5 protein-coding genes are annotated in these 4060 nt (G+C 72.7%); 1 reads left to right on the top strand and 4 read right to left on the bottom strand.

Annotation, left to right across the window (positions count from 1 at the left end; translation table 11 throughout):
* Positions 1-522: class I SAM-dependent methyltransferase (locus RIF89_RS05755; protein ID WP_309068183.1), on the top strand; the 522-nt coding region annotated here is incomplete at its 5' end.
* A 7-nt stretch (positions 523-529) separates the two neighbouring features.
* Here the strand turns inward: RIF89_RS05755 and RIF89_RS05750 are convergent.
* The 4 genes from RIF89_RS05750 to RIF89_RS05735 form a co-directional block, all read right to left on the bottom strand.
* The gene (locus RIF89_RS05750) at positions 530-1114 is read right to left on the bottom strand and encodes a rhomboid family intramembrane serine protease (RefSeq protein ID WP_309068182.1); all 585 of its coding nucleotides are present in this window, start codon (positions 1112-1114) and stop codon (positions 530-532) included.
* A 63-nt stretch (positions 1115-1177) separates the two neighbouring features.
* The gene (locus tag RIF89_RS05745; protein WP_309068181.1) at positions 1178-2272 is read right to left on the bottom strand and encodes an ABC transporter ATP-binding protein; all 1095 of its coding nucleotides are present in this window, start codon (positions 2270-2272) and stop codon (positions 1178-1180) included.
* The gene (locus RIF89_RS05740) at positions 2269-3186 is read right to left on the bottom strand and encodes an ABC transporter permease (RefSeq protein WP_375294438.1); all 918 of its coding nucleotides are present in this window, start codon (positions 3184-3186) and stop codon (positions 2269-2271) included. Before RIF89_RS05740 ends, RIF89_RS05745 begins: the two co-directional genes overlap by 4 nt.
* Before the next feature lie 8 nt (positions 3187-3194).
* Positions 3195-4060, bottom strand: an 866-nt coding sequence (locus tag RIF89_RS05735) for an ABC transporter permease (protein WP_375294437.1), incomplete at its 5' end; no start/stop codon positions are given.

The raw sequence follows: 4060 nt of genomic DNA, 5'->3' as shown, positions 1-4060 counted from the left end.
GTCGGGTGCGGTCAGGGACTGCTCGCGTGGCGCCTCTCGCATCGGTTCGGCCGTGTGCTCGCCGTCGACGCCGACGAAGGGCAGGTCGCCGCGACCGCGGCGCGCTGCGCGGACCGCCCGAACGTCGCTGCGCGACACGCGTCCTTCGACGACGTCGAGGGGCGCTTCGACTGCATCACGATGGTCGCCGTGCTCCACCATCTCGACCTCGAGGTCGCGCTGCGGCGGGTGCGCGCCCTCCTCTCCCCCGGTGGGCGTCTGCTCGTCGTCGGGCTCGCCCGCTCGAGCGGGCCCGTCGATCTGGCGTGGGACCTGCTGTCGGTCGCGACCAACCCGCTGATCGGCGTCATCCTGCATCCGCGACCGGTTCTCGATCCGCCGGTCTCGGATCCGTATCCCACGAAGGATCCGGACCTCACGCTGCGGGACATCCGCGCCGCTTTCGCGCGGCACCTGCCCGGGGCCCGCTTCCGCCGCCGCCTCGGCTTCCGCCACACGATCGAGTGGACGGCGCCGGAGTGAGTGCCCGTCAGTCGCGCCGGTCGCGCAGCCACACCGCGGCGAGCGCGCCCGCGACCGCGCCGAACAGGTGGCTCTGCCACGAGACGCCGGGCTGCGTCGGCAGCACGCCCCACAGCAGCCCGCCGTAGACGGCGCCGACCGCGACGCCGATCAGGAGCTGTCCGATCCGGCGATTGAAGAGGCCGCGCAGGATGACATACGTCAGCCATCCGAAGATGAGCCCGCTCGCGCCGAGATGGAGCGTGCTGAGCCCGCCCGTGAACCACACGGCCGCTCCCGCACCGAACCAGATGATGGCGGTCGCCGCCACGCCGCGGCGGTAGTCGACCGCGAGAGCGAGGAACCCGAGCACGAGCGCCGGCACCGTGTTCGCGATGAGGTGCGGCCACCCGCTGTGCAGCAGCGGCGCCCACAGGATGCCCCCGGCCCCGTCGACGCGCCACGGCGTGATGCCGCCCGCGTCGAGCCGGTTCATCAGCACGGTGTCGACGATCTCGATCACCCACAGGGCCGCGACGAACAGGACGACGGTCACGGCCGCCGGACCGATCGCCCACCGGCTGCGGGTCGGCGGGACGACCGGTTCGCTCATGCCGCGATGATATCCGCGGCGCCTCACGGCTCGCCCCGCGCGAAGGATGACGGGCCCGGAGGATCAGGCGACAGGGCGCACGACCACCGGCACGGGATCGATGGCCACCTGCACCCTCTCGTCGAAGCCCAGGCGCTCGGTCGCGGCATGCTGCAGCCAGAGCATCGCGCCGGACTCGGTGCGCACGAGCGTGCGCCGCAGCGATCCGAGGAACGTCGACTCCTGCACGACGGCCGGGATCGATCCGCCGAGGCGCACGTTCTCCGGGCGCAGGAAGGCCTCCCCGGGGCCGGCCGCGGCCTCGCCGACGACGGGAAGGTCGACGCCGAGCACCGAGGCGATGCCGCCCGCGACCGTCGCGGGGACGATCGACGACAGGCCGACGAACGCCGCGACACCCGGCGTCGCGGGGCGCAGGTAGAGCTCCTCGGGCGAGCCGATCTGCTCGATCCGGCCGGCGTTCATGACGGCGATCCGGTCGGAGACGGCGAGCGCCTCCTCCTGGTCGTGTGTGACGAACACCGTCGTGGTGCCGAGCCGCAGCTGGATGCGCCGGATCTCGTCGCGCAGCTGGACGCGGACCTTCGCGTCCAGCGCGGACAGCGGCTCGTCCAGCAGCAGCACGCGCGGCTCCGTGACGAGCGCCCGTGCCAGCGCGACGCGCTGCTGCTGGCCGCCCGACAGCTGGTGCGGGAACCGGTCGGCGAGGTGACCGAGGCCCACGAGGTCGAGGGCGTCTCCCGCACGCCGGGTCGCGATGCCGCGGCCCACGCCGCGGCGCCGCAGCCCGAACGCCGCGTTGTCCACGACCTTCAGATGCGGGAACAGCGAGTAGGCCTGGAACACCATGCCGATGTCGCGCTTGTTGGTGGGCGTCCCTGACACGTCGTGCCCGCCCAGCAGGACGGACCCCCCGGTCGCCTGCTCGAGGCCGGCCAGCACGCGCAGCGCCGTGGTCTTGCCGCAGCCCGACGGACCGAGCAGCGACACGAACTCCCCGGGCCGGATGTCGAGGTCGATGCCGTGCAGCACCCGGGTGGAGCCGTAGTCCTTCACGACCCGGCGGAACTCCACGCGCGTCCCCTCGCCGGCCTCGGCCAGCAGGGCGTTCTCCTCTGTGCGGGGCAGCCCGCGGGGGACGTCTTCGACGGCGGTCATGACGAGACCTTCTCTTCCTTCAGGGGCTCTTCCTCCACCGGCATGTCGCCTGCCGGCACGTTCTTCGTCTCCGGGTCGTGCGCCGGCGCTTCCTTCGCCCGCGCTTCGGTGGCACGCGCCTTCTTCCGCCGCGCATCGGAGCGGCGCCCGCCCGCGGCGAAGCCGAGCGCCAGCAGCAGAAGGAACACCAGCCCGAGAGCGAGCAGGGTGAAGATCGCGGGCGCGACGGGGTCCTGCTTCTGCACGACGACCATCGCCGTCTGCAGCACCTGGCGGTTCAGAAGCGACGCGATCGTGAACTCGCCGAGCACGACGGCGACCGAGATGAGCGAGGCGGCGAGCAGCCCCTGCCGCAGATTGGGCACGAGCACGCGCAGCACGACGTCGATCCAGCTCGCGCCGAGTGAGCGCGCCGCCTCGGTGAGGGTGCGCAGGTCGAGCGCGTCGAGCGAGGCCTGGATCGCGCGGTACGCGAACGGCAGCACCGTGATGCCGTACGCGAACGCGAGCGTCCAGGCGCCCGTGCCGAGCGTGCGGCCGATCTGCAGGTAGATCGGCGCGAGGCCCACGACGAGCACGATCGCGGGGATGGAGATCGGCAGCAGTGCCACGAACTCGAAGCCGCGGCGCAGCGCCGGGAAGCGCAGGTTCACCAGGATGATCGTCGGCGTCAGGAGGATCAGCACGATCCCCACCGTCACGACGGCGAGCAGCAGCGAGTTGCCGAGACCCGTCCAGATCGGACGCAGCGTGGCGGCATTGGCAGGATCGACGAGGCCCGCCCAGTGCGCGCCGGTCAGCTCCCCCGTGGCGATGTCGCGCAGCGTGTAGAGGAGCGTGCCCACGAGCGGGACGAGGAACGCCCCGCCCACGACGACGCCGATCAGCCAGCGGGTCGCGCGTCCGGGCGCGATGCCCGCGGTCACCGCTGCCACCTCGCGGCCCGCCGCTGCACCGCGGCGTACGCCCACATGGCGAGCGCGACGATCACGATCATGCCGAGCGCCAGGGCGCCGGCGAGGTTCTCGCGACCCAGCACCGTCTCGCTCGTGAGCGCCGCGCGGATCTGCAGCGGCACGATCTGCGCGCCCTGGCTGGCCAGCGCGGCCGCGGTGGCGTAGGACGAGAACGCGTTGGCGAACAGCAGCAGCAGGCTCGCGAGGAACGCGGGCGCGAGCACGGGTACGCCGACGTGGGCCCAGAAGCCGCCGCGCGTGCCGCCGAGTGTGAGGTTCGCCTCGGCCCACTGGGGCTTCAGCGCCGCGAGCGCGGGCATGAACGTGATGACCATGAGCGGCACCTGGAAGTAGATGTACGGGCCGAACAGGCCGGCGAGCTCGTAGATCCACGGCCCGTCGGCATACGGCTGGATGCCGATCCCCTGCAGCAGCACGGTCACGACGCCCTGCAGACCGAAGGTGGCGATCCAGGCGAACGCGAGCATGACGCCGCCGAACTGCGCGAGCACGCTCGCGGCCGCGTCGACGACGCGGCGCATCGGGTGCGCCTCATCCACGCCGAGCAGGGCGTAGCAGACGAGGGCACCGAGCACGGAGCCGATGACCGCGGTCGCGGCCGACAGCCACACGGTGTTGCCGAACACGGCCAGGATCGTCGGGTCGCCGAGCGCCGCGAGGTTGTCGGCGGTGAGGTTCCCGTCGCCGTCGAACAGCCCGGATGCGAGCGCGAGCACCGTGGGCAGCACGAGGAAGAGCAGGATGTACGCCGCGAAGGGCGCGAGCCCCAGCCAGGCGAGGAGCGTCGCGCCGGCGGGGCGCCGGCGCGACG

This window comes from Microbacterium sp. (assembly GCF_031178525.1).
Lineage (GTDB): Bacteria > Actinomycetota > Actinomycetes > Actinomycetales > Microbacteriaceae > Microbacterium.
This window is presented reverse-complemented; position numbering and strand designations above follow the sequence as displayed.